This window comes from Microbacterium lacus (assembly GCF_039531105.1).
In the GTDB taxonomy this organism is placed as follows: Bacteria; Actinomycetota; Actinomycetes; order Actinomycetales; family Microbacteriaceae; genus Microbacterium; species Microbacterium lacus.
The window spans coordinates 2,558,455-2,584,667 of record NZ_BAAAPK010000001.1; the positions used below are offsets into that span (position 1 = coordinate 2,558,455).

General features: G+C 64.6%; 15 protein-coding genes. 5 read left to right on the plus strand and 10 right to left on the minus strand.

The genetic code is table 11. From position 1 onward, the window contains the following. Positions 1-1,664: 1,664 nt before the first annotated feature. From ABD197_RS12245 to ABD197_RS12255, 3 genes are all read left to right on the plus strand, one after another. Complete coding sequence (locus ABD197_RS12245; protein ID WP_344054912.1) at positions 1,665-2,210, plus strand: hypothetical protein; 546 nt, start codon at positions 1,665-1,667, stop codon at positions 2,208-2,210. 349 nt (positions 2,211-2,559) lie between these two features. Beyond that, complete coding sequence (locus tag ABD197_RS12250) at positions 2,560-3,138, plus strand: hypothetical protein (protein ID WP_344054914.1); 579 nt, start codon at positions 2,560-2,562, stop codon at positions 3,136-3,138. A gap of 247 nt (positions 3,139-3,385) precedes the next feature. Then, the gene (locus tag ABD197_RS12255; RefSeq protein WP_344054916.1) at positions 3,386-4,084 is read left to right on the plus strand and encodes a hypothetical protein; all 699 of its coding nucleotides are present in this window, start codon (positions 3,386-3,388) and stop codon (positions 4,082-4,084) included. 254 nt (positions 4,085-4,338) lie between these two features. Here ABD197_RS12255 and ABD197_RS12260 read toward each other — a convergent pair whose 3' ends face one another. The 6 genes from ABD197_RS12260 to ABD197_RS12285 form a co-directional block, all read right to left on the minus strand. Continuing rightward, complete coding sequence (locus ABD197_RS12260; RefSeq protein ID WP_344054918.1) at positions 4,339-6,237, minus strand: DEAD/DEAH box helicase; 1,899 nt, start codon at positions 6,235-6,237, stop codon at positions 4,339-4,341. 218 nt (positions 6,238-6,455) lie between these two features. Then, on the minus strand, positions 6,456-7,268 hold the full coding sequence (locus ABD197_RS12265) for a HamA C-terminal domain-containing protein (RefSeq protein ID WP_344054920.1): 813 nt from the start codon (positions 7,266-7,268) through the stop codon (positions 6,456-6,458). A 343-nt stretch (positions 7,269-7,611) separates the two neighbouring features. Further along, positions 7,612-8,055, minus strand: a complete 444-nt coding sequence (locus tag ABD197_RS12270) for an AAA family ATPase (protein ID WP_344054922.1) — start codon at positions 8,053-8,055, stop codon at positions 7,612-7,614. A gap of 97 nt (positions 8,056-8,152) precedes the next feature. Continuing rightward, positions 8,153-8,425, minus strand: a complete 273-nt coding sequence (locus ABD197_RS12275) for a hypothetical protein (RefSeq protein WP_344054924.1) — start codon at positions 8,423-8,425, stop codon at positions 8,153-8,155. Positions 8,426-8,516: 91 nt separating this feature from the next. After that, complete coding sequence (locus tag ABD197_RS12280) at positions 8,517-8,969, minus strand: NUDIX domain-containing protein (protein ID WP_344054926.1); 453 nt, start codon at positions 8,967-8,969, stop codon at positions 8,517-8,519. 166 nt (positions 8,970-9,135) lie between these two features. Further along, the gene (locus tag ABD197_RS12285; protein ID WP_344054927.1) at positions 9,136-11,877 is read right to left on the minus strand and encodes an AAA family ATPase; all 2,742 of its coding nucleotides are present in this window, start codon (positions 11,875-11,877) and stop codon (positions 9,136-9,138) included. Positions 11,878-12,466: 589 nt separating this feature from the next. Here ABD197_RS12285 and ABD197_RS12290 point away from each other — a divergent pair. After that, positions 12,467-12,988: a hypothetical protein gene (locus tag ABD197_RS12290; RefSeq protein WP_344054929.1), complete on the plus strand. Its 522-nt coding sequence runs from the start codon at positions 12,467-12,469 to the stop codon at positions 12,986-12,988. Positions 12,989-13,148: 160 nt separating this feature from the next. Continuing rightward, complete coding sequence (locus ABD197_RS12295) at positions 13,149-14,414, plus strand: hypothetical protein (RefSeq protein ID WP_344054931.1); 1,266 nt, start codon at positions 13,149-13,151, stop codon at positions 14,412-14,414. A gap of 45 nt (positions 14,415-14,459) precedes the next feature. Here the strand turns inward: ABD197_RS12295 and ABD197_RS12300 are convergent, their stop codons facing one another. The 4 genes from ABD197_RS12300 to ABD197_RS12315 are packed head-to-tail and all read right to left on the minus strand — an operon-like array spanning position 14,460 to position 25,995. Beyond that, positions 14,460-16,316 carry an alpha/beta hydrolase family protein gene (locus tag ABD197_RS12300; protein ID WP_344054933.1) on the minus strand — a complete coding sequence of 619 codons (1,857 nt, stop codon included), beginning with the start codon at positions 16,314-16,316 and terminating at the stop codon, positions 14,460-14,462. Positions 16,317-16,320: 4 nt separating this feature from the next. Next, positions 16,321-18,141, minus strand: coding sequence for a DrmB family protein (gene drmB / locus ABD197_RS12305; protein ID WP_344054935.1), 1,821 nt, complete (start codon positions 18,139-18,141; stop codon positions 16,321-16,323). After that, positions 18,134-21,340 carry a helicase gene (locus ABD197_RS12310; protein ID WP_344054937.1) on the minus strand — a complete coding sequence of 1,069 codons (3,207 nt, stop codon included), beginning with the start codon at positions 21,338-21,340 and terminating at the stop codon, positions 18,134-18,136. The genes drmB and ABD197_RS12310 overlap by 8 nt, the downstream gene beginning before the upstream one ends. Further along, positions 21,337-25,995, minus strand: coding sequence for a DEAD/DEAH box helicase (locus ABD197_RS12315; protein WP_344054940.1), 4,659 nt, complete (start codon positions 25,993-25,995; stop codon positions 21,337-21,339). Before ABD197_RS12315 ends, ABD197_RS12310 begins: the two co-directional genes overlap by 4 nt. Positions 25,996-26,213: the final 218 nt, after the last annotated feature.

Here is a 26,213-nt window from a genome sequence, read left to right on the forward strand (position 1 = left end):
GCTGCCCACCAGGGCATCATGTCAGAGCGCGGTGGTAGCGCGTCACGATCTCTCGGATTCGCCGAGGGCGCCGATCTCGACCATGGTCTGATCTGCATTCGGGCGGTGAGCCCAAGCGGGTGCGAAACGACCGGCGCAGTGCAGCTTGCTTGACGTGCCGAAGCCAGGGCAGCACCAACACTGGGTACCTTCTCATCATGGGGACTAGCGAGGCATGTCAGGACCAAGCGCCAGAACGATTTGGTTGCGCCGAGGGCTGCCGCGCGGTCGGGGGTTCGTGAGATGGCCGGTTGGGCTCGCGTCTTGGTCGCAGCGATCCTTGTCACAAGCCTCGGCGCGGGAGTATGGGGCGGCCTACTCGCTATCGCACAGCCTTCGTTGGAGACGCTCGATCAGAAGGACTCGATTGAGCTATGGACAGATCGCCGCGAGGCTGAGCTCTCCATTGTCTGGACGCTTAGCGCCGACGGGCAGGTTAGTCTGCGAGTCACCCACGTCGGAGACGGGCAAGATCGAGCACCAGCAATCGCTTACGTCGTTTTCTCGTGTGGCGCGAGGCTCGAGAACGTCGTTCCGAGCCTGGACTTTCAACAGGATTCGCCGCCAGCCTACGAGTTGATAACCGCCGGTGATCCCTCCGGCTGCCAGGCATTGGATGAGCCGATCGGTTTTCACGAGCTCGAGTATCAGCTCTTGACCGCACATCTCCGCCCTGGCGAGTCTCTCCTGCTGACGGGGAAGCCCATTGAGGCTTGGAGCTCCGAGACATTGAACGCGCGGCTTGCGCGATCGCCACAGATGGCATCCATCTCCGTCGGGGCGGACGAAGGCGACGGTACGCCCTTCAGCTACTACAACTACCCGCTGCTCAAAACGGTTGAGGCAACTATTCCGGCGCGTTCAAGCTTCGCTGTTGCCCTTCAGGCGACCGCGACTGAAGAGCGACAAGCGGTCTACGGGCCAGAGGGCACAGGCGTTGAGCAGCAGACGAGCAACAGTGTGATCGATTGGGGGAATGGTCGGTTCGTCGACTCAATTCAGTGGAGCGCTCAAAACGTCCAAGTTCTGTACTCCGGTATTGCGCGGTGGTCTGAGCCAGGCGGATTGAATCGTTCACAACTTCTGTTGCTGATCGCTGGAGCGCTGCTCGGAGTCGCCGCCTCCATCGGCGTAGAGATCTTGCTGCGCCTCGCCGAGCGGCGAGAACGACTCGTGACAGAAGCAGAACCAGGAGCAGATCGAGCACTAAAGCCACCTATACGATCTGCAGGCAGATATCGAAGCAGGCCTCACCATCGGCGAGGTCGACTACTTGCGCAACGCACTCGGCGCTTGCCGTGAGGCCGAGCTTCGGCATAGGCCTCGAACCACACCGCGCTCGCAGTGGTGGAGGAAGCACCGATCTGGACAAGAAGGCGAACCGCGCGCGAGTGGACGTGAGTCGAGCAGCCTCGGCAGCACTTGGTGGGTGTCGTGGGACCGTCCGACGTTGTGGGCTCCGCCCCAAAGGCGGGAGACTCCCTACCCCCGCCGCCTCGCAGCGCGCTGGGCCTGTGTGCTTGCGACATACGGCGTGTCTTGGCCGCCGGTCTCGCTAACCAGTTCTGGCGTGCCCGCTAAGCTCCCGCCGGAGCGCCGGATACTGCTCCGGCTGAGCGTCGAACTTGTCGAAACTGGGGGACTACCGCATGAAAACGATTGGCGCCGTCGCCGCGCTTGTTTCCATCCTTCCGTTCACCGGATGTGCCGCGGACGCAATGCCGTCCGAAGTCTTGTCGCCTTCTGAGCCGTCGGTCGCGGAATTGCCTGTGGAGCTCGAAGGAACTTGGTGCAGCGCGTTGGATGATGATGACTGCCTGTCGTTCACGCAGCTCGGCGTTGAGTCGCCGGGGGCGTGGATATCCATCCCGGGCGGCCTATCGGCCACCGAGCGCACAACGTTCGCGCTCTGCTCACCCGTTGCCGCGAGTGACGCTGATTGCGCTGGCGCCATCGCGAACTTCTACGAGTACTTCCCGCCCGGTGTTGCCTTCAATTGCCAGGAGACTGTCGACCGCATCAACCTTGAGTCTGCTGGAGTGCTGCAAATCCGCGGATGTTCACCCGACTACACGGACCTGCACAAGACTGAGAAGGCTCGACTTGTTGATGTCACCGATCATCTCGGCGACCCGTATGAGGATTCGCCGCCCTACTACCTGAGCGAGTAGAAGTTTGCCGCCAGCTCGTTCTCACGCGGGCGCCGCAATAATCACGATCCTGGTGGCAACCTCGCCGGGTCCGGCAACCGTAGTATGGCGGATCCCTAAACGGGCGGCGCACGCTGGAGGTACGTCGCGCACGGGACCAAACGCGCTGCATCGCCACCCCGAGCGGGCGATGCGCGTAGGTGGGCCCGTCCCCTGCACGCTTGGATGCCTGGCCGCCGCCCGGGAGATTCCGAGTCGCGACCGCGCCGACATCCGGCGGCTTGTCGAATGGGCTGAGATGCGTGCGCCCGCCCATCGCGACCCCAGGGTGGCAATCCCGGAGCCGCGCTTGAGTAGATACGATCGCTGAATGTTGGTCGCTGCAGCGGGGTCATCGAATTCGTCTGGCGACCCTCTCGCGACCGGACTAGCGATTGCGGCGCTCCTCGTATCGCTCCTTGCCGTTATCGTTCCGGCCGCGACTGGGCGACAGCAACGACTCCGCGATGATCGGGCGAAGCGAAGCGAGATGTACCTGGAGCTCATGGAGCTTGTCGAGCGATACGGCCTGTGGGTGGTCGACCGGACTTACGACTTGCTCGAGACGTCGCATGAGGACTTTGTCACTGAGATGCCCCACCGACGGACAGAGCAACCGGGGCGGACGGTTCGCGTTCGAGCGCGGGCGATCGTGAGCGCTTACGCGTCCGTCAAAGTCTCAGACGCCTTCACGGAATGGCAATCCTCGCTGGAGTCGTTCGAAGCCAAGCTCGACGAATTCGCGTTCGTAGCCCACGAGGAGGGTGAGCAGGCTGTGCCTGTCGAGGAGGCAGAACCTCATCGCGATGCGGAGGTTGCTGCGAGGAAGCGGCTCGCCGACGCCGTGAACGCTCAGCTGGTACAGGAGCGGCGATGGCGGCGGAGCCGGGCAGCACAACCCAAGGCGTGATGGAGCTAGTCCCTACGAGGGCGCGGAACGTCGCGGCAACCACACGGCGGAATTCGGACTGCGGTGACCGGTGAGAAGTGAAGTTGGGTCGACACGGTCGCGGCCCCGAAGGGTCGGCGCGGAGGTCCGCGGGCGTGCGATGGGGCTCTGAGGCGCTGCCCTTCGCCCCCCCGACTGACGACGCGGGGCGGCTGCCTGACGTGTGTCGGAACGTCATCGCCACGCCATCCCCGACACACTGGACGGCGTGCCTGCTCCGACTCCCACCCCTGCCGACGAGATCGCCGACGTCCTCGGCGACCTCGTCTCGCTCCTCGACGACCGACTCACTCCGGACCCGCTGATCGACTACTTCGCCCCGATCGCGACAATCGTCCTCGCCGTCGCCGCCGTCGCCGTCGCCGTCTTCTCCTGGAGGACTGCGCGGCGGGCGAACTCCATCGTCGAGGAACATCGGGAAGAGGACCGGACAGCCAAGGAGGCACGCTTCCGCCGGGGCATCGCCGTCGACATGCGCGACTGGGCGACGCAAGCGGTCTGGCGGGCACGGTTCGGGGTCTACTTCGAGACGAAGGACGACGACGGTCGCGACGTCTGGGATCGTAAGCATCGGATCGAGGCTCGCCTGGAGCGTGAGGGAGAGGAGAACGGGCTCCGCCTGATGAACTTGATGCATAGGCGGATCGTCGAGCGGAACTTCAAGGCGGAGTCGATGACGATGGAGGAGCGTGCTATGGCGATGCATCCGTCGAGGATCAACGAGGGCCAGGATGAGCTTCTACCGCTCGTCAAAGCCTGGTCGATCCAACCATCGAGCATCGAGACCGAGCTTCAGGCGGAGGAGACCGGCGAGGCCGTTAAGAATCGCGCCCGGCTCGAAGCCCTCCGACGAACGATTGACCGTCACGACGCGGAAGCAGATACGAAGCCCAACGACAATCTCTGACGGTTATCGTGCGACGGCCGTCGTTTCGCGATCCGCTCCCCGGAACTCGATATGAGACGGATCCTTGCGCGTCGAGCGCGCACGAGAAGCGACTCAGGCTGGCTCTGTGTCGTCGATGTAAATGACTTTCGCTGTTGCTGCTGGCGGAGGCGGGGGAGTCAGGATGGTAAGGCTGACGAGCCAATGCCTAGAAGGCGTCCGCGTGAAGATCCGGTCGCCGTAGCAGCGCTCGGCAGTGGTCGACATCACGCTCGTCAGGAAGAGGAAGTTGACGTGACCTTCTCGTTCACGAGGCCCTTGGCTACGTCCGAGAGGAACCACCGCTCAACGCGGGTGAGGGCCGCTAGGACTCCTTGATTCGTGGACATCGCCATCAATTTGGCAACGACGTCCTCGATCGTGTCGCCTCGAAGTCCTAGGGAGGAGAGCTTAACTCCCACTGGTATGGGGAGCCCGTAGTCCTCAAGTTCCGCGATGAACGGGGGCAGAAAGAGCGACTCGATCTGGCGGATAGCGAACTCGTAGTTTGCGGCAGGCTCGCCCCGGACTTTCGATACTTCATTCTGGATCGTTGCTGTAGCGCGGATCGCGGACGGGAGTTTGAAGCCCATCCAGTTCCGTTGAAACGACAACACATCGTCCACTACGTCGCTTCGTGTTTGTCCGGGGCGAATGAATGGCATGGCAGCGGCGACGAGCGATGGGACATCGCCCTCCGACCGACGCGCAGCACCTAGCTTCGCGAGCAACGACCCGGGGTTGTCACCGCTTCGATCGCGGCCGCGCAGCAACTCGTTATAACTGAATGTCACGACCGCGGCGAGTTCCTCGGAGCGGGGAGCCCCGGTCCAGGACAGACGCTGGAACTCACTCCGCGATGCATTGCGCATCTCCCGCGCCGCCTGCACTTGCAGTTCAGGGTCGAGGCCGCGGTTCTTGCGGATCGTCGCCATCGACAGCACGTCCTGATTGAGAACGAAGCTGAGTCGTTCGAGCGAGTTCGGCGTGAGCTCAGCCTCGTCGAGCTGGATGAGAGTGGCGAGTGAGGCGGCTTCCGACTGCGACTCGATTGGCAGGTCCACTGCAGAGAGCGATGGTTCGGGGTTGTCAGCGTAAGAGATAACGCGGCCGACGAAGTGCTTGAGCATCCGACCAGCTCGACCACGAATGTTGGAGAACGTGAAGAAGTCAATCGGCTTCCGATCGATTTTCTTGTCATAGACCACGACGTTGCGAGCGACGGTGTTCACACCCTCGATCAGAGTTGTGGTGCATACCAGCCGATCGATCTTTCCCATAGAGAACAGGCGCACCATGGCGCGTTGCAGGCTCCGTGGCATAGGGCCGGTGTGCGTGCCGACACCTCCATGGAGCGCTCTGGCGACTGACCACTCGGGATCGTAGTTGTCTCCGATCCAAGCAGCGAGGTCGATGACGAAGGAGTCCGCGGCTCCGGTCGCCAGTTCCAGCGCTATTTGGCTAGCGCGCGATGGCGAGCTGACGAAGATCAGACTCGGGCCGTCCGCGTCGCTGTTCAGAAACTTCTTCATATCGACGAGCCGGTCATCGACCTCCGATCGGTCCTCGACGTCCACCACCACAGGGCTGAAATCCGAGAGGACAAAGGACTGGGCCAGATCCTCACCAGTTCCCGCTCCGAGTGAGTCAATGTTCGGGCCCAACAGGTAGTACTGAGCGCCCGTGTTTCGGAGTTGCCGCCACGCGATGTTGAGCGTCGCGCGGCGCTTGTCGTCGGTCTCCCCATCTCCCAACTTGTAGAACTCGTCGATAACGAAGAAGTCCACATCCGGAAAGGGATCCAGCTCCAGGAATCGCTCCTGGGTGAGGACGAAGACGTTCCGGTGCCCCCTGGTCTGACTCGGGTGCGACACGACGTAATAGGACGTCCCGAGGTCGATGACGCGACGTCTGGTCTCGTCGATGAGCGCGATCGTCGGAACGATCACGACGATGTTCGCCCATCTCTCTGAGAGGAGTAGCGCGTCAAGGATCGCGGATTTGCCGAAGGATGTGGGCGCGGACAGAATCAGGCTCTCTCCGTCCATTAGCCGCTCATAGACGCGCTGCTGCTCGGAATGAAAGGTGAATCCGCGTCCGCTCAGAGAGCGCGGTGAGTGATAGGCCAGCTCCATTGCTTGCGCCTCGTCGTGCACGCCGGCAAGCGGAGACGCATAGGGGTACAAGCCCAATCGCAGAGCAAGCGAATCGACCACCGGCACCAACGGCCCCGACGCTTCGAACCTGTCCAAGAATCGGATGAACCGTTCTCTTGCCGGACGTTCGTCGTCACTCAGAAGGAGGAGATCAGAAATCTCGCGAAGCTCCCGAAATGCACTTGGCGGGGCCGGCACTAGATCCCCTGGAGTGCGCGCAGCTTCGCGTGCATGAGATCGACCAGCTTGGCCTTCGATTTGAGCGGAACCAAAATGAGACGCACCTCGACTTCCAAAGGTTTCTTCAGGCGGGACTCAAACGCTTCTAACGCCTCTGACACTTCCGCCGTCAGGGCGTCAACGTAGTCCTGGGCGACGACATCGTGCCGATCGACTGCCTCGCTGTCGTACGTGAGGAATATTGGCATGACGATCGAGTCTGAGATCTCGTCCAAGCTGCGCGACTTAGCGATAGCAGTCTTGAACGCTTTGGCATGCGGCCACTCATCATCGACTTTGCGAGTAATGAACATGAACTCCTTGCGGAGGAAGTCGCTCGCGAGATGCGATTCGATGTCAGCAAGCGCGCTCGTCATCGCGGACGTGAGCTCGCCGTAGAACTTCGCTTCTCCGAGCCAGATCCGAATCTCGCCGTCCGCATCTCCAACGAGGTGAACGCTGTCGAAACCCTTCACCACCTCGTTCGACGAATCCTCGTAGTAGATCTTGCTAACCGCCGGTTCCGCTTGGTAGAAGTCGACGAGAGCGGCGTGGAGCAGTAACTCGCCAAACTCGCCTCGCCGCTGGTACTTGTCGGTGGAGTAGACCGAAACGGCCGCATCGCGAACCGATTGCACGGCCGTCGCGCTCGAAACGCGTGCCGCCTCTGAGTACGTGAGGGCGAATGTCAGCAGGTGCCGATCGAAAATGTCCTCGACAAGATGTGCGGCGCGCCACGATCCTGCCTCGTAACCCGCGCACAAGGCATCGACAGCAATGGAGTCGGGCACGAGTCGTACCCGAAGCTGCAGAACTGGCACTCGCGTTCCCCTCACGCTTGCGGTCTCCGAACGATATCGCGAACGCGCCCCCGGTCTGCCAAGGCGGTGACTAATCCGGGCGGTCGATGTCCATCGCCAGCCCGGCGGCAACTCGGGTCCTTCCCTAGACCCGCCAAGGACTCGCTCTCGCCGCAGAGTGCTGGTACAGCAACCGCGACCTCGGGGAGCCTGATTCGCCCTATCCGCATTGCGGCTCTGTTCAGCGGCGCGGAGGTCAACTCGCCCGAAACTCCGACCGGTCGGCACGAGGTGCGGCGCACTGCGCGCAGAGCGGTCGTTTGCCGTTCGTGTATCACCCTGCCGCAAGGTGCTCGACGATGTCGGCGAGTTCAGAGACTGGTCGGCGGCCATCGAGCGTGAGTGTCGCAGTCTCGCGTAAAAGCGGTTCTACAGTTCGAACGTAGTCCCGGATCTCGTTCTGGTCCCGCAGCGAGGTTCCATACGGGTTGTCTGATCGGCGGGTCGCGCGCTCCATGAGAATCTCGACGGGCGCCGTGAGGAGAACAATGTCAGCGAACCGATCGTAGAAGCGACCCTGGTTCTCGACGGTGCCGGAGACGATCACCGTGGTCTCCGCGGCGAGAAGCGCCGACATTCGCGGTTCGTCCCAGGTCCCGTCGTCGAGCACCCAGCCGTCGAAGTCAGTGTCCACGGTCCGCAGCCCGCGACGCGCAAGCGCAGCGAGCACGGTCGATTTACCGGCCCCTGACATGCCGGTGATCAGGACATGCGCCACGAGCGCCACACTAACCAATGACGCACCTCGGACGATCGAGCGCAGCGCGATAGCCGGTCGATGAGCACACGCAGCTCGTCGGTGCTACCAGCGGGCGTCAGTATTGGCTCAGGCGAGGGTCGAGGCCGCTCAGTTCATTCCGGATCTCTTCGATGGCTGCCGGCGTGAATCTTCGCACCTGCAAATGGAGAATCGCGTCGGCCGCGATCTCGCTGACGCCGAAAGCTTCGATCACCGCTGACCGTGCTGCCGCGGCATCGCCGTCGACGCTGGCGCAGACCTGCAACAGCTCACCAGCGCGCTCGAGGACGAGGAGGTAAGCACGCAGGATCTCTCGACGTGCAAGCAGATTGTCGCGGTCTTCGTCCATGGCGCCACCGTAGCGAGCTTCGGTCATCGTCAAGAGGCGTGGACAGCGCCTGCAGTCATGGGATTGGCGCTGTACTCGGTTTGCTGTCGGGTCATGATGAGCAGTCGTGGATGATGCGGTCGATCCAGTGATGTCGCGGGAGCGCGGAGATGGCCGCAGCGTCGAACCAGCCGACCTCGACAAGCTCATCGGCGTCCAGGGTGGTGTTGCCTGTCGGGAGCGAGCACTCGTAGGCGACGGTGACGTAGGCGACTCGGTCGCCGTTGGGGTAGACCGCTTCAAGGGACTGACCTCCGTAGGCTCCGACGATCTTGCCCACGGTCAGTGTGACCCCCAATTCCTCCCGGACCTCGCGGACCATTGCGTCGGCTGGCTCTTCGACAGGCTCAACGCTTCCGCCGACCAGGCTCCACAGTCCGGAGTCGCGGTGGCGTGCCAGCAGAAACGTCGAACCGTTCCTGATGACCGCGGTGACTGCCGGCAACAGCAGCAGGTTGCGACCGACCCGCGCGCGAAGCTCGGCAACGTACGGGGAGATCGACATGCACTCGAACCTACCGAGCCCGTCCGAAAGGGGGTCGCTGAGCGGTCACTCATCGAGACGGTCGACGGACCTCGCGAGGTCAACCGGCAGAAGCCATGCTGCGCCCCCTCACCGCCCGCATGGCCAGCTCGAGCACCTGCACTTTCGCCGTGCCCTAATTGAAGCCCTATATCCCGATTCCACTCCCCCGGGTCGGCGCCCCGACACTCGGCCGTCCCCAGACCCGCGCTTCTCGGTTCGGCGCCGCGCGCCGGACCTCCGCCTCCGCCGCGCGCGCAGCATCCTGCATCGTTAGTTCCGGCGTACCGCGCTGCATCGACTCGGCTACCCGCTCACGGGCAGCGGCATCCGAACCCGCGATAACGATCGCGATGTTGTCAAGCCGCCCGCGGGTGAGCCCGACGTACAGCCCCGCAGCATCAACGTCCGGCCCGACAACTGATGCGTCTGCGGTGTCACCCTGCACTCCGTGCACGGTCGATGCATAGGCAAGCTGTAGGTGCTCGCGCGCATAGTCGTGCGGAATGTGCCGCAGCTCACCACTGTCGCCGACTGACACGAGGGAGACGAAGTCGTCGTAGACGCCGCGCACGACCCACTGCGCGCGGTTCTCGACGCCGGTGACCCGATCGTTGCGACGGGTCTGCACCTCGTCGCCGACCAGGATGCGCTGTTTCCCCATCCCCCACGCGACGACGCCGGGGTCGAGCTGGCCCCGATCGACTCTGCGCTGTTGGATGGCATCGTTGATGGCATCCGCCTCGGCGTTGGTCCCCGACACGAGCGTGACCCGCTTGCCGCGCGCGTGCCAGTAGAAGTACGCGTCGATCATCCGCTCGCGCGCCGCGTCATGGTGGTCGACCCGCTCGATGTGGCCGCGCTCAGCGAGCTCGCCGGCCACGGCCAGAGCGTGCTCGCTATCGCCCGCGTCGCGCAGGCGCAGTGTGAGCGCCGCGTACCTGGGATCGACGAACCGGTGCACGGTGTCGAGTTCGACGGACGCGTTGGCATGCCGGATGGCGGATGCCATCGCCCCAGCATGCCCGACCGGCAACGCCTGGTGTGTGTCGCCGACGAATGCGAGCCCGACGCTGTGCTCGAGCGCAAGTTCGATGAGGACGTTCGCGGTCTCTAGATCGAGCATGCCGGCTTCATCGACGACAATGCGGTCGCGAGCGTGAAGAGCCCAGTGCGCAGGGCCGCCGTAGGTGCCACCCATCACGGGGTCGACATCGCCCAGGGCGAGGCGCGTCCACACCTTTCCCCCGGCTTCATCCGTGCTCCATCGGTAGCCATGATCGAGAAGCAGCGCATGGATGCTGGCCGCCGCAGCCCCGATCTCTTGAACCGCCACCGAAGCTGCCTTGCGCGTCGGGGCGACCACCACCGTTCGCCGCCTCTGCGCGGTGAGGGCCTGGACCGCTGCCCGCAGCATCGTTGTCTTTCCTGTGCCAGCCGGGCCGGTCACCGTCACGAGCCCGTCCGTTCCGGCGATGGCGCACGCGGCAACGTTCTGCGAAGCATCCAGAATCGCAACGTCCTCGTGCGATGCAAGGCGTCGCAGCTCGCCGGGCAACAACGATCGCCCGGGCACGGCGAGTGCATCGAGCCGACCGCCGAGGCGCGTCTTGGCGCGCACGGTCTCGGTCGCCATGAATGCCTCTACGTGCGGTGGCGCACCTGGTGCAACCAGGCGCACGACAAACTTTGTTGCGCGCGCAGTGATCTCCGCGACAATGTCGTCGAGCTGATCGCGCGGCGCGACGATGCCCGTGCGAGAGAGCGCGCGCAATGCGCCGGCGCGGATGTCGAAGCGGCTGAAGCGCCCTCCGGATGACGTCGACCGTTCGTCCGCGTCGACGATCGTCACGGCAGCGAGGAGATCGAGATCGAGCTCGCTTAGTTCCATCGCAACGACCGCGACGGGTGATCGCACGCCGAGAAGTCTCGGGTCCACCGCCGCGATCTCGTCACGGACGCGCGACTCCCACGACATCTCGTCGAGGTCAGCCGGCTTGTTCGGTCGCGCCACTGCCCACGCGCGCCGGTCGATCTGCTGCAGCACGTCAACGCTGGGTGCCGATCCCCCGTGCGCCGTCGACCACTCGGCGATCAGGCGTGCGCGGTTGGCCTCGATCTGCGCCGACCGACGCGAGAGAGGCCGGACGGCGCCCGCGAGTTCGGCGATTTCGCCGGAGTCGTCGATCGTGTACCCGTGGCGCGCAAGTGCGGCAATCCATGGGGGGTCTGTGCGTGCGGCGAGCTCGCCCTCGGCGGTGACGACGGTATGCAGCTTCATCGCGACGCGCGAGTCGAGGTTCGACCACTTGCCGTCCGCTCCAAGCACCTTGATGTTCAACCAGAGGTGGCGGTGAATGTGTGGATCGAGCGCGCGGGAGCGACGATGATGCAGCTCGACGACCTCGATGCGGGTGATCTCTTCGCGGATGAGCCCGCCATGCCCGCGCCGCGCGTTGAGCTCGGTCTGCCAGGTGAGCAGGATGCGCTCACGCAGCCGGTCTTGCAGCGCTTCGAACTCCGCAGCGAGTTCCGGATGCAGCAGCGCCGCGATGCTGTAGGACTTCGGGTGATTGAGCGTCCCGTCGAGCAGCAGGTCGGCGTCGGGGCTCAGTCGCTGGTGGCCGCGCTCCTCCCCCGTAATGGGGTCATGCCCGGCGAGCCAGACGCGAAGGCCGCTGGCCGTGAGCCCGTCGGAGGTGATGACGCCGTTCTCGACGATGAAACGAGAGACGGTCGAATCGGATGCCGCGCCGTAGGCCTCGAGCGCCTCGACGCCGGTCGGGTGGTGCAGGTGGGCGTCGCAGGTTCCCTCAAATGCATACGCGATCGCCTGCCGGACGCCACGCGACTCGACGCCCCTCTTCCATCTCTCCAGGCCTCCGCGCATGGCGCCAGAGTAGGCCGGGTTTTTAACGTTATCCAGGGATTTTTACGCGTTGCGGGTCAATGCATCAAAGCGGTTTCAAAGGGTGTCGCCCACCGTTGGCGCCTGCGTGCATTGCACTCCGATCGCACTTTACGATCGCGACCTGAATGGGGTTGTGATGTCCTGCAAATGAGGACCATCGACGAAGCTCATCACGGCAGGATTAGCAGTGCTCGATCAAAGCCGAGGAGTGGACATGGACTGGAAAGCGTGGCCGAAGGATTCTGGCGACCATTCGCCGCTACACCAATCGTCAGGGGTCATGGGTGTCGAAGAGTTCAACGAAGCCCTCAAATCACGACTGGACGGTGACCCTACGGCGAGAACGGGATGGGGATCCCTCACGGACCTGGTGGTTCAAGTCGGACAAACTAATTGCCGACTATCTCCGGACACAACGCTGGAGGGCGTGACCGCGTACCTCAGAGGCGTTGCGTCTGCTGGCGGGGTCTACTCACTTGTCCGGAGCACGGAGGACGTCGTCCGTCGTCTCGTCCCCGGCCGACGACCACAGCGCATCCGGGGGTTCTACCTCTATGCGGAGTCCCCCATGGAAGAGCCACGCGTGGTCGCGCCGGTAACGCGGGCCATGGACCATTGGGAGATCGCGATGCTCGTCTTGGAGTCCGTGGCGGTGCTGCACCGCCGTGGACACCAGCGGTTACGGATCTACCCGAACATCGCAGGCAGTGGCATGGCATGGCGTACACGCGTGATCGATGTCGACACTGCCCGATTCGACGATTTCGGGGTTCAATGGCCCCGGGCGGAAGGCGCCGCCTATGCCTACACAACCGCAGCACGCTATGACGTGGGCGGAATGCTCGTCGATGCTACGTGCACCACAGACGAGCTCGCAGACCACGTACTCCAGGCTTTTCCAGATCCCGCTCGCGTCGGCCGCGCGAGGGACTGGATGTATGCGGGCTGGTTCGGTGAAATGCTGGAATCAGCCCGCCAACATCGGAACCTTCCCGTCGGTGATGAACAGATTCGAGTTGGTGATCGCATGCATTGGACATTCCTCCCGGCCGCGGGAAACTCTGTAGAAGAGCCGCCACCGTTCAGGTAGTCGTCGCCTCGCCGGGACAGTGCAAGTCCGACCGGCGCGCACCTCGAGAAGCTGAACTGGCCAGATCCGGCGCGCTACGTCACGCACTTGTACGCTGATCGGGGGATCGTGCGAGGCGGTGGTCCGGCGACGTGGCGCTAGCCGCCGTTTGGAGGTGGGCATGGAAGCCGATGACAACCACGGCGCCACGACAGAGTGGCCCGTCAGCTCGTTGACACCAGCAAGGAAGCGCGAACTCATCGCCCGCGCCGATGCAGTGCGTGGTCTGATGATGGACGTGGATCCCGGACCTTGGCAACCGGAACCGCGGATCGCCCGAATCGGTTCTCGCGAGCTCGCGAACCGCTTCGATCCAGACGCTGAAACCGCACAGCACGTGGCGGCTCTCCTACTTGGACTCGGATGGTCAGATTCGAAGTGGCTTCATGGTGCGGGCGTACCCACCCAGCTCGTGATGCTGCTAGACCCGCTCGCGGTGGATTGGCTCTCGCGGGACTACACCACGGACCCGCTCGATGAGTGGGCGGCTCGGCTGGGGTTGGCCTTCCAGGCCGCGACCGGCGCCGTCGACTACGACCTCAACTCCGATCTCGACGAGTGGTTCGCATGGGACAAAGCGCTGGCAATCTTGGCACGACGACCCTGGCTCCTGGTCACGTGGGTGAAGTTCCCCGACGAAAAGGGCGGACATCTCGCCGTCCACGACGGCGCGTTCGGCGCCGCGTTGCACTTCGATGATCCTGACGGGCCGACTCTCGGCGGCCAGTCGGTCAAACCCACGCCTCTCCACTGGGAAGACCTCGCCGCGCTGACTGACGCATCGACAAGCTCGGACGAGCCCTACGTCGAGTGGGACGATTACTGGGGCGCTCCGACGACGGAACCGGCCGAGACGCACCGTCTGGCTGTTCTGACCGCGCTCCGCGCCGCCTTGAGTGGCGCTGGCCCGGAGGCCAATGATGAGTATCGATGGAATGCGCGCCCCGCCGGATTGGCGTCGACGGACTGGTTCTCCGCATACGACTTGACAGAGGTCTTTCCGACCGCGCGGACTGCGATTGACCTGTATGCGGACATGCTGGTTGGCGAGTATGAGAGTGCGCAACGGCTCGGTGGCGTTGCCTACTGGCACGAACCTCTGTGGGTCGTCCACCGTGGGAATCTGCCCGTTCTCCTTTTCGATGAGGCTGGTCAAGTTCATCTGCCGGCATCCGGATGGCTTGAACAAGCTGAGGACATGGCGATCCTCCACAATCCGACCGGCGAGCCGATGGGACCTTGGTCCGCGGTCAGCTTCGATGTCGGCTGGTTGTTGGAGTCGGCCCAGCGCTGGGAAGAGCAGTGGATGGCGCCGGCTTCGGCAGTCGTAGGTGATCTACTTCGGGCTGGCGCCGGCTACGTCCGCGCCTATCTCGGCGACAGCTAGGGACGTTCGCCAAGGGCCATGATTGAGCCGTAGTTGACCCGAGACTTATGGGCGATTCGGGACGACCCGCCGGTACCAGGGGTCGCGCGCCGACTCAGCTGGCGAAGCGTCTTCGTCGATCGGCCCCCCGGGCTCTAGGCCGAGAGCCTTCATGTGTGCGAGTGCGCGTTCGACCGTTGTGATCTTCTGTTTCAGTTCCTTGATCGACGGGGCGGTGTCGTCCGAGAACTCATCGAAACGCTCGTGCTCACGCCGAAGTTCCATCTCCATCACGACGAGGTTCCTCCACACTGATGGGTCCGACTCCAGTCCCTGTCGCTTGCGAAGGATCTCGGCCGTCAGTTGTCGCAACACCACTGCTTCCATAGTCGCCGCACTCGTGCCAGGGCTCGCGAGACCGAAAGCGATACCGCCACCACCGGCCGTGACCAGGGTTCCCGCCGTAAGCAGACCACCGATCATGCCGCCCGGTCCGAAGGCGGCAAGAGCGCTGGTGATCGCCGCTGCGCCGGCCAATCCTGCGCCGGCGGCCAGCGCCAATCCCCCGGTCGCGACCACGACGGCTGCGGCACCGGCGCCGATGGCACCCCACTTGACCCAGTTCACCCCGCGACTCCCGCCGAGGGCCTCCTGAGCCGCTTTGGCGGCCGAGAAGAGGTCCGTTCCGAACACGCTGCCCAAACCCATCTCAGCCGCGAGTTCCTCAATCGCTTTCTGTCTGGTTTCCGGAGGCACGGTGATCTCGAACGGGAGGATGACGTTCTCGGAAGCGATCACCGTCAGCTGCACGACCGCTTCCTCTTTGGAGAGGTGGCGTGCCGGCAGCGGCTCAAGCGCCACTGCGCGCGGGTCGGAGAGGTCGAACGACAGCCGTGCTACCGCCGACGGTAGCGGACGCCCCGACTCTTCACGCTTTGCCTTGAGGACGTCGATGAGCATCGCCTGGACGCTCCGAAGCGCACCCGTGTATCGATCCCGCTTGTCGCCTTCAAGTCTCATCTTGATGAGGTGGGCATAGCGCAGTGCTAGCAGCGCGAAGCTCTCTGCCGTATCGAGCGGGACCTCCACGCCGGTCTCTACCGGCGCCAGTTCCTTCGATCGAGAACCGAACAGTGCGAATCCGACGGCCTCCGCGACCACGTCGTGGCTGAAGTACTCGACGGCCTGATGAGGGGCGACCGGACCGAGCGCGCGGGTGCGAACCTGGAAGTCGATCATCCATGGGAATGCGGACGAAACTCCTCGTCGCGCCGCGACCGGATCGTGCCAGTCCCAGAAGCTCACCCACCACGCCAGGTTCGTCGGCGGCTCCTGCAAGGTCTCGCGCAGCTTGTCCACCCCGAAACTCGCGCTCGCCAACGGGCTTCCGACGGTCACCATCCCCACCACTTCGACACCCGAAGGCAGCCGCCGCACGAGGTCGGCGGCGATGACGGATCCGAGGCTGTGCCCGACCAGCACTATCCGTCCGTGATCGGGAAGCTTGCTCAGGATGCGGTTGAGCACTTGCGCCCGGATCTGCGGATCCTTGAGGTAGTTGCGTGCTTGTTCGAAGAACGGAACCGCGACGGCGAAGTCGACGAGGGCGTCGCCGCCGAGAAGCCCGGGGCCGCGGTCTTGGCTTCCGAGCCGGAACTCGATCGCTGCGATTCGACGCTCGAACTCCCTCCGGTTCTGTCTCGCTGCATCACCTGTTGGCGGCCTGCCGGTGAGGGGCGGAAGGGACTCAGGTTCGTCGGCCCTCTTCAGCGCGTGGGCGTATCGGGGCGCGATGACCTTCACCGACTCGAGCCCGGGGTATCCGATGCTCCTCAGCGATTCGGAGAGCCGCACCTTCCAGTGCCCGTCCGGGTCGCCGGTTCCCACGCCGTGCAGGAACAACAGAATGGGCTTGTCACTCACGGCATCATCCTTCATCTTTTTCCGGCTTCAGTGGTCGTGACATCCGCTGCCCGAGGAACGCATCGAGCACGGGCGAGAAGTAGCCGCGAACTCGGTCACTTCCCACGATCAGCGCCCTGTCGAGCAGGAGGTTCTGTGACTCGCACGACGTCTCGGGGGCAAGGCAACAGGCGTGGCACGCTGCCAGATTCAGTCCGTCGATACTCTGCGGCTCCGACTCGATGCACACGGGGTCGTTCGGGCACCACGCCGCCTGCTCCAGAGCGCGAACGATCGCCTCGACGAGTAGATCGGGTTCACCCTGCCGAACGAGCCCTCCCAGCGTTCCTTCGATGTCGGATGACGTCGTGTAGATGAAGACGCCGAAGTCACCGTCTGATTCGCAGTAGATCCGCTCACGGATCGAGGCAGCGGTGTAGCCACTTCCGAATGTCAGTTCGCGCATGAGGAGGTGCGCGAACGTGTGGAGCAGCATGTACTCCGGCGACACGACATGCAGGCGTCCGCCGAGCATGGATGCGTTCTGATGACCGAGAACGGTCGAGCCCCGTCCCTGGACCACATCCTGCGCCGCCCAGGCGCTCACCGCCTGCTCGGAGAAACGAAGGAACACTCCCTCTCCGTACCCCTCGATTGCGGGCAGCCATTTGCGCTCATGAGGAGACGTCGGCACAGCCGACACGAGTTCCGCGTCGGGCGTGTACCGGCGGAACCCGATGACGGCTCGCACATCTCGCAGTCGATCCACGAGGACCACGTCGGAGATCAGGTGCGCGAGTTTGTCGCCGGCATCACCGCGATCGGCTCGCAACTTGACCGCGCGGGTCTGGAAGTCCGCAACCGGTGAGCGTTCGGAGATGGCGGCGACGAAGGCTTCGTATTCATCCGCCTGCAGGCTGCTGCGGGTGGCGCGGATATCGGTGACGCCGCCGTCACCCGGGGGGTTCGCGTGTGCCAAGACCGCTGCGACCGGGGTGCCGGTGTCCAGGGCGATCTGAGCGGACAGCATCGCCCGATGCGATTCGTCCGTTGCCGCACGCAACGCGGCGAAGAACGCGTGCGCGCGCAGCTTCGCGAGGTCTACCTCGTCCCGACTGTCGACGATGGGGATGTCGATCGCGCTCAACGTGTCGGCAAAGTGGAGACTCGTGGCACCGCGTTGTTGAGGATCGATCGGCTTGCCGCACAGTCCCCAATCGCGTTCCCAAGGCTGCTTCCCACGGCACGTGAAGCCCTCGACAGCGAAGACGTCTCTCCGCAGCTCGCCGAGCGATCGCCGACGGCCACATCGCTCGCAGCTGACCTGCAGGCTGCTCAGGCCCTCGGCGCGACCTTCCGCCGACTGGAACCGCAGTTTGTCGGATGCCTTGCAGTCGCCATCTGAGCCCCTGTGCAGCCAGTCGACCCACGGGATGTCCGCGATATGACTCTTGGCTGTGCACACGGCGACGAATCGCATCGGCACGAGTCGACCGTCACACCCGGTCTCCCGGCAGACCGGGATTCCCCCCGTCTCCATCGAGCGCGACCACTGGATCATGCGCCGGCAAACCTGACAGAACAACCATGAAGGGAACCGCTCGAACTCGAGTCCGGGGGTCTTCTGGTTCTCGGGCGTGTGAGTGGTCGGCGCCGCCCAAAGGTCGTCGACACCCAGGGCCTCGGCGAGGCGATCCGAGTGCACAGGACGCCTCACCTTGGACGACGGCCACCTGTCGCCCGTCGGCACCATGAACGACTGGCCCAGGATGTCCACGATTGCGCCGGGACCATATGGCGAGACCGTTTCCGACGCCCGCACCGTCTTGACCATCGGCTCAGCCATGACGCTCTCCGTTCGCTCGCACTCGCACCACTTCGTCGACGTTCCTCATCGAGTTCATCACCGGCCATCCGCGTCCCGGGTCGGTGAACTGCCTCATCAGACGCTCGTCCTGATCACGCGACTGGTAGAGCAGCTTCTTGCCCTCCTGTTGAACACGGTTTCGCGCATCCACCCAGTCGAGCACCGCATCATCGATCTCTTGTGCCACGGCATCCTTCTCCCGTTCGTCGGCATACGCGACATGGGCCTTGAGCAGCTCCACGGCCTTCTTGACACCTGCCGAATCAGGGTCGAACAGCGACGCGTCGCTGTTGTCGGACAGATTCGCGCCGTGTCGCACGAGGATCACGAGCGCGGCGCGGAGCGCCCGCCGTCGCGCCTGAAGCGACCACGGGGCGACGCTGGACGGTTCGACGAACCGGTAGTAGGCCTGATGGTAGGAGCCGAACGACTCGAAGACCGACCGGTCGCGGGGCTTGCCCGAGCGGAACATCGTGACGACGAGCCCGGGTGTCTTTCCACGGCCGACTCGGGAAGTCGCCTGGATGTATTCTGACGTCGTCTTGGTGTGGCCGTTCAGAAGCATCACACCCAACCGGCTCACGTCGATGCCGACGGACATGATGTTGGTCGTCGCGAGGGCATCGAGCACTTGAGGGTCGTCGGGCCCCTTCTCGAGACGCTGCAGGAGCGCGATGAGCTCTGCCGAGTCGACGTTGCCATTGAGCTCGTGGACGCCGTCGGAGCCGAGCGAGCGGGCTGATCCTTCGGATTTCTCACGACGGACGAGGTTCGACGGTACGTCGTCGCGGAGGATCGTGACGGTGCGGCCCAACTCGCGCAGGCTGTTGTGGTAGACGACCAGCGTCCAGTACGCGTTCTTCGCCGGGCCAGCGAGGTTGACCGCTTGAGGGGCGTTCAGGAGTTCGGCCGACAACTGACCGACGGCCCAGGACGGCGTGTGCGCCTGGGGCATGATGCCGAGATAGCGGCGGCCGGGCGACTCGGGATCTGGCTCCGAGAAGTAGTTGTCGTCTGCGTCCAGTCCCGACGGCGGGAACGACTCCACCTTCTTCGCCATCAGCTCGCGCACCTGTTTCACCGACGCGCGGGTGGTCGCCGTGGAGGCCACGGTCTTCGGCGCGGTGCCCCGCCATCGCAGAAGTGCACCGATCGCCGCCTCGTAGACCCCGACGATGGTGCCGAGCGGCCCGGACAGGAGGTGTAACTCGTCTTGGATGACAAGAGACGGCGGATCCGAGACACCGCCCGTGCCGAAGAGCTTCGCGCCCTGCTTTATCCACGCGAGGCGGGCCAGCTTGTCCACCGTGGCGACCAGCATGGTCGGAGGGTTGTCGTAGAGCCCCTCGTCCACCACCTGAACGGGGAGTTCGTCGTGGAACGGGCACTCTTCATTGGGGCAGAAGAACTCGAAGGAGCTGGAAGAGGCCCGTACCCCATAAGCTTCGTCCCGGGAAGTGTGCCGCGGCGGCAAGATCGGATTACTGCACCACGGACAGTCGAGCAGCTGGAACGGGTTCTCCGGTCGAGACTGCCCCCGGACGATGCCGAGTTCTTTCTGCGCCTGCTTGTACGTCCCCGGCGTGGTGGTGTTCCCGAGCCAGAGCCCGATCGAGAACGCCGGGGTCTCATCGAGCCGCTCGTCGTCCGCCCTCATGAGCTCCAGGGCGCAGATCAGCGTCGCGGCGCGCTGGAACTGCTGAGCCGTCAAGAGCCGCATCGTGTAGCGGGTCAGTACGGCGAGCCCGCCGCCGTGATAGCCGCGGACGAGGCGGCGCCTGATCATCTCGATTGCCGCGAGCCCCAGGTAGGCCTCTGTCTTGCCACCGCCGGTGGGGAACCAGATGAGATCCACGAGTTCGCGATCCACATGGTCTTCGTCGACGGTCGACTCGAGGGCGCTCAAGATGAACGCCAACTGGAAAGGTCGCCACTGCGGTTCGTCATCGCCACGATCGGCGTCGAGTCGTGCACCGTAACGCACGTCCTCTTCCACCAACCGCCCCTGGCGGAGCATCTGCCATCTCATCGCGGTGTTCGCCATGCGGAACGCGGTCAGGACAGCGGGTTCGCGTTCCAGGAGAGCGATCCCCTCCTCCATGCGCCGGGCGGCTCGCTCCTGACGGTCGACGATGTCGGCCGCGAGGTCATAGAACACACCTGTCGTCCTTTGCGCTTCGAGACGCTCTTCGGCGATCCAGGCGCGGTAATCCGCCACCACCTGCGCCAGCGCGGCGGCGTAGGCCTCGGCGGGGACCGACTCGTCCGCCAGCCATCGCATCCGGTAGACGTCGCCCGCCCCTGCCTTGGCGCGGATGGCACCGACCTCAGCTTCAGGGAGGACCGTGGTCGTGACTGTCGTCGGCGCTTCAGTCGGGGACCAGTCCACGGCGACTCCGTGCCCGATCGCGAACGACGGCTTGTTGCGATAGCGGAACGCGAGTTCGCGGTCTTCAGCGGACGCGTAGACATCACCCTGCGGGTAGGGCGACAGTCCACCATCGTCAGTACACGACATCGAGACCTGGAAAAGACACAAGTCCGTGTGCCGCTTCGCCTCGCCCGCCGCGACCTCACGGGAGTTCGACAACGAGACCGTCGTGAGACGCTTGCCCGCGTGGTGACGAGACCGCCACGAGAGGCGCGCACGCCCGTCGAGTACCTCGCGTTTGCCGCTTGACGTGATGTCGACCATCTCGCGGTCGGCCAGCTGCCGACGTTGCCAGTGATCTTCGTCGCCGCCCACCTTCGCGTACACACCTGCACGGAGGTCAACCGCGATGACATCTCCCGAGTGGACGAACGACACCCCCATGGACTGAGGTGCCCAGCCGAATGCACCCGTGATGTTGATACCGAGGTCTTCCTCCACCTCAGTCGCGCTGACATCGAGCGCCCCGTCGTCATCTATCGGGACGTCGATCTCGACAACCGCTTCGTCAGCGTCAAGGGTCTCGACGTCCTCAACCACGGATGCAGGCGCCACCCCGACCTCGATCGGGTACAGCGTTCCCACCAGGTACGCGTAGACCGGGTTCCGCTCAAGCAGTTCGCCGTCACCACCCAGGGGGCCCAGCCAGCGTCGCCTCACCTCGGCGATGACGGCGTCGCGGCCCGCGCGCGGGTCGCAGATCGGCTGAACGGGTTCGACCTCGTTGGTGTCGGTGGTGTCGGTCATTTCTTGCTCCAGAGATAGTCGAATTCGTTGTAGGCGAGCTGCTCGCCGAACTGCTCGAAGGTGTCCTCGACGTTCACGACCAGGCACCTTTCCGTTCCGCCGTTCGCCGGCCCGCGTAGACCACGCCCCACCATCTGCAGATATCGGTTCGGACTGAACGTCGGTCGGGCGATGTACAGCGCACGCACCTTGGGCGCATCGAACCCCTGTGTGAGCAGGTCGCAGTTGACGAGCACCTGCGACTCCCCCGTCTTGAAGCGCTCGACCACGCGTCGCCGTTGATGCTTCCGCACACCGCCGTCCACCGAGTCGGCCCGTACATCCTGCAGACGCAAGAGCGCCGCAATGGTGTGTGCGGAGGCGACGGATGCCGCGAAGACGAGGACCGGCCAGTCAGGGTTCTCCTGGAGGAGCGACGTGATGTGGTCGACGACGGTTTGAGTGCGGCCCATGTCCTGACCGATCAAGGTCAGCATGTTCTTCGTGACTTCCTTCATCTGTCGGAACTCGGCATCCTGATCAGACACCGACACCGACACGCCCCTGAGGATGTCGTAGTCGACTTCCGAGAGCACGGCACGATCCCTCAATTCGCCGATGGGATCCTCCGGGTCCAGCGCCTCGAGCCGGTTCGACCCGAACCGCTCCACGAACCGTCGATTGAGCTCCTCATTGCGGCCCCGGAACGGAGTCGCCGTCAACCCCAACAGAGGCCGGTCGGTGCGCGCCGCGGTGAGTCCGAGGTTGCGTAGGATGTCGGTATACGTCTTCGTCCCCGCGGTGTGTGCCTCATCGATGACGACCATGCCCGGGCGAGTCAGCCACGCGTATTGCGGTTCGCCGAGCCGACTGAGCAGCGTCGCGTCGATGGCGACGACGATCTGCAACTCTTCGTTCGACTCATCGAGCTCGTGACCTGACCAGAAGCGACTGATGTCGAGCGGGCGCTCATCTCCGATCCACCGCCAGACCTCGGTGAAGGCCGTGATCGCCTGCTCGCAGAGTTCCTCACTCTGGGCGATCCAGAGGAGCGGCGACTCCACAGCACCGATCTTCATGAGCCTGAGCAGCGCCTCGACGGTGACTCTGGTCTTCCCGGCACCCGTGGGCAAGTAGAGGAGTCCCCTTTTCCTCGCAGGATCAGCGGTGGTGGCGAGCTCGGTGATCTGCTCTGCGAGCGCGGCCTGGAAGTCGTGCAACTCGTTGAGGAAGATCTGCCCCTGCACCTGGGTGACCGAGGGCGGGTGCGATTCGCGTGCACCCGCGAAAGATGTGTCGAACCCGAGGAGCTTGACCGCGCTTTGCGCAGCGGGCGAACCGTCCCACTGGCGAGGGACGGGAACACCTACTCGGGTCAGGTCCTCCCGCAAAGCGCGCACGGCGTCCTGCCCATGGACCTGTAGGAACAGTTCGGCGACTTCCCGATCGCCGAGGATCCCGGTGCGGGACTCCACGGCCGCAAGCAGTCCGTTCGGCAGACGCTGCCGGAGGACCTCAGCTCCGACGAGGATGAGCAGACGAGACTCGTTGTTGCGCGCCACCTGCGCGCGCTCGATCAGTTCGCTCCGTCGCGCGTCTTCGTCGTCGCGGAGCACGCCCTTGACATCACCGGCGGTGAGCCCCAGATCCAGCGCGCGCGCGAGTTGTTCGAGCGTCTGCTCCGAGTCCAGAGACGAATCGACGATCACGACACCGTCCTGCTTCGCCGCGACGAGGCGGCGTTTGGACACGCCGTGGATACTCTGCAGTACGCGGAAGATGGACTCGGCCCGCGCGATCTTCTGCTTGTTGAGGCGCGCCGTCACGCGTCCCTGCAGACTGGGGTAAATGTCGAGCACCGGCGTGGATTCGCCGACGCCGATGACTTCGAGTGACTGCTGCAGTGCATCACCCGCGGTGAGCAGCTCCCACTTCGAGACGAGTTCGCCGAAGTCACCGTCCGTCGGGATGTACGCGACCGACGCTTCGTCGAGCGCCGCAACATCGCTCGTTTTCATCGTCACCGCGACTTCACGTCGCGGTGTGAGCGTCACCACGCCCTTGGAAACGGCAGGGATGGTGTCCGGGATGGCGACGTCGGAGCGCGATGCGCACACGCGGACGAGCTCCGCGAATGCCTTCGCGTCGGACACGCCGTATCCCTCCGTGGCCAAGAAGGCATTTAGGTGTTGAGCGGGAACCGCATCGAGCTGACTGGGCAGCCCCAGCGTGACGCTGAACTCCGCGTCGGCCACTACGGGCAAGAACGCACCGAACACATGAAGTCGGGACGACACCGCCTCCATGGGCCGCACCACCCCCCGGGTGGTGAGAACGCGGCCGTAGTTGCGAACGGTCCACCACTCGAAGCTGGATGCCGGAATCTCGGCGACTTTCCCCGGTGCGACTCGGACCCTCAGCGTGATCTCGCGGCTCGCCATGAACCGGAGTACACCGCGCGTCCAGAAGACCCGCTCCTCGTCGGTGAGGTCGTCGGCAAGGACGTCGAGAGGCCCCACTCCGTCGCCGTCAGGTACGACGACGCGCGCGTCACTGAAGCCCGAGCGCTGGAGATGAGCGCGTGCCATCTTCTCCACCGCTGACACATAGTGCGGCCTCAGCGAATCCCGGTCGAGCGGGTAGTCGCCGATCGGGGTGTCGACGGCTCCCGCGGCCCTCACGAGCGCGACACTGGGCACCCTGGCGTCGTCGAAGTGGCGCGCGGGCACAGCCCTCGCGAATCCCGGATCGGCGAGGATCTCGCGCGCAGGGCGCCAACCGCCGGCCACGGTCGGGACGAGGATGTCAACCCCACGCTCACGAACCCGGCGAATCGCCTCCGACGCCACCGCCGGAGTCGCACTCCCGAGGACGCCCCAAAATCTCCCCCACTCGTCGTGCCCCCAACGATCGGACGCACCGTACGCCAACGCTGATGCCGTCTCGTCAGCCGAGACGACGCGGAACCCCAGCAAGCGCAAGTCGTCCGCCACCGTGCCGAAGGCCGCGATGTCCGCTCGTACCGTCCGCACCCCGTGCGGCACATCGGCGCCGTCCAGTGGCAGAAGCACCGAAGTCGATGCATCCACCCGTGCCCAGCCCCCGCCTTCGAGCGGCACGATGGGCGCGGGACCGACCACGCTCTTCATCTCAGCAGACACGGGCGCCAGTGCCGCGGCGATGGAGATCGCGGCCTCGACGTCTTCGACGGCGCCGGCGTGGGCCAGCTCTTCGAGCCACGCTGCCACGCCGCTCTCCCGCGACGAGCGCTCCTCATCGGTTCCACCGAGCAGCGTGCGCAGCCGAAGGCGGCGGGTGGGCGTCGTGAAGCACTGCCAATGCGGCATCGTCTTGCGTGGCGCGCGTTCCTGCCACGCGCGCGCGGCCGACGGCGTGATGGGGGCCTTCTGCAGATCGGGAACGCGCTCGAAGTACGCTGGGATCTTCAACTCGCCGGTCGTGTCCGGGATCATCGGACGCTTCGCTGCACGCTCGGGGATTGCCTGCGACAGGAACCTGTCGGCATTGCTGCGCAGCTCACGTCCGCGGGCGGGGAACAGATCCAGATGCGCAGCGGGATCCGCCGGAGTCGCTGCGCGTGTGACGACATCGAGGAACAGGTCGGCGGCGACACCGAGCATCGCCTGGTTCAAGAGTGACCCAGGGACGAGGGACGTGCGGTCGTCGTTCACCTGCCACGGCGCGTTGAAGATACCCCTTGCCGTCGTCTCGTCGATCAGGGGGAACCACGCCCACAGTCGGCCCACACCGGCACGGCCCTCCGGGCGCACGGCATAGGACACGGTCATGGATGCCCGACGCGACGTCTCGGGCAAGGTCGAGGCCACGTCGATCGTCGGTTCGTACGACCGCTCTGCGTAGAGCCAGCGGACGGGCTCCGATCCTGGAACGATGAGGCGCACCTCACCGGCGTCCGGGTGACCCGCTCGCAGAAGATCACGGGAGACCGGCCCGGCTCCCGGCGCCCCTTGGATCGTGATCCGCAGCCGGTCGAGCGGCTTGAAGAACAGCAACGACTCAACCTCGAAGGTTTCGAGCTCCTTGCGGAGTCGCTCACCCTCACGGGTGAGGGGGAGCTTGATGACAGTCGTCGCCCACGACATCAGCTCGGCGAGGTTCGGATCTTCGGCCGCCGCGCGCACGGGGTGGGCGACCGTCGGGATGCGGAGGAGCGGAAGACGACCACCCTCCGTCGGGATGCCGGCGAACAGCTCGGCCGTGTCGGGAGCGTTGAACTCGAAGCTCACCGCGCGACTGTAGATCTGCGGGTGGTCGGTGATGCCGAGGATCGACTTGAACCCGAGACCGAATCGGCCGATCTCCTCGCCGCGCTTCGTGCTGAGGAAGGCGTAGGTGACCGCACGGACGCCGTCCCGCGTGAATCCTGCCCCCTCGTTCGCGCAGTAGAGCGCCCCATCGGCGATGCGGAACTCCACCGTTCCGGTTGTGCCCGTACTCCCGATGGCATCGACCGCATTCTGCAGCAGCTCGCTGATCTGCCGAGTGCCGTAGCCGCCGGTGCGGAAGCTGTCTTCCTGCCTGACGTGCTCCAGCAGCAGGTCGGGATCGTTTTCGTAGGTCCGCAGGGCGGTCGCCTGTCGCTCTTCGATGTAGCCCCGCAAATCGGGATCCATGAGCTCCGGCCAGCTCGTCACAGTCTTACTCCCCTCAGCAAGTGGACGATGTCCACGCCGGGCAACTCCGCCCAGCCGACTGACGTTAGGGGCCACCACCGACATCGCCCCCGCGACCGGCCCCGAATCCTCTCGAGCATAGGCAAAAGATGAGAGTCCCCTAATGTCTTAGGTGCGAGTCGGCCGATCCGAGCCCCGGACAGGTGCCGCTGACGGGCCGGCTACGATGACGAGGTCGT